Consider the following 880-nt stretch of genomic DNA (forward strand, 5'->3'; position numbering starts at 1 on the left):
GGTGAGCACATTGCCCGGTACCGGTGTATTGATCCGCGTATTGTTAATATCACTGGTCGCAATCGGTGCCTGCACACAGTTGGTGGCGGGGATATTCACCACTTTGGCACTACAGCCGTTGGTGGTATTCACCGTCAGCGTCAGGCTGGAGCCCGAAGGCACATTCACCACCTGGTTGCCAGAAACCGTGCCCGCACTGGCCACCACCGTGGCTCCCGACACCGTGGTGAAGCTCACCGAGTAGGTCGAACCATTACAGATCGGTGCCCCCAGGGTGATGGCTGGATTCTCACAGGCGTTGGTGCAGGAGGCTGGCGAGCCAACGCTGAGGTTGCTCACGCAGCTACCATTGGTGGCCGTGACCACCACATTCGTTCCAATCGGGATGTTGATCACGGTATTACCCGAGACCGTACCTGCCGAAGTGGTTACCGTGCCAGCTCCGTTCAGACTGAAGGCGACCGTATAGGTGCTGCCGTTACAGATGGGCTGACCCACGCTCAACTGAGGCTGGCTACAGCTTGGGTTGGCTGGGCAGGACGCCGGTGAGGTCACCGTCGTCGAGTTGGCACAACTGGCTCCGCTGCTGGCCGTCAGGATCACATTGGTGCCCACTGGTATGCCACTCACGATCGTACCTGAAAGCGTACCCGCGCTGGCCGTGATGGTGGCTACACTGCTAAAGAAGCTTACCGAGTAGGTGCCATTGGCGGGGTTACAGACCGGAGAACCCACCGTTAGGGTTGGCTTCTCACAGGCCAGCGGCAATACCGTAATGCTGACGGTGGCTTTATCACACTTACCCGCACTGTTACAAGCGGTGTAGGTGAAACTGTCAGGACCACTGTAGCCCGTTGTCGGCGTATAGGTATACGTACCA

General features: G+C 58.3%; 1 protein-coding gene. It reads right to left on the reverse strand.

The window, feature by feature from the left end; translation table 11 throughout:
- Positions 1–880: Ig-like domain-containing protein (locus tag ACYVGR_RS29430; RefSeq protein ID WP_460963586.1), on the reverse strand; the 880-nt coding region annotated here is incomplete at both ends.

The organism is Spirosoma litoris (assembly GCF_054776755.1).